Genomic DNA, 244 nt, shown 5'->3' on the forward strand with positions numbered 1-244 from the left:
TTCGTAGCAACTAATGACAAGGGTTGCGCTCGTTGCGGGACTTAACCCAACATCTCACGACACGAGCTGACGACAGCCATGCAGCACCTGTGTACTGGTTCTCTTTCGAGCACTCCCCAATCTCTCGAGGATTCCAGCCATGTCAAGGGTAGGTAAGGTTTTTCGCGTTGCATCGAATTAATCCACATCATCCACCGCTTGTGCGGGTCCCCGTCAATTCCTTTGAGTTTTAATCTTGCGACCG

At 51.2% G+C, this 244-nt stretch carries 1 rRNA gene; it reads right to left on the reverse strand.

Features of this window, described 5'->3' with window-relative positions:
• Positions 1-244: ribosomal RNA gene (locus tag MRBLMS1_RS24710) — 16S ribosomal RNA — on the reverse strand; the annotation flags it as partial.

This window comes from Massilia sp. LMS1-1-1.1 (genome assembly GCF_040815535.1).
GTDB classification, from domain to species: Bacteria; Pseudomonadota; Gammaproteobacteria; order Burkholderiales; family Burkholderiaceae_D; genus Janthinobacterium; species Janthinobacterium aestuarii.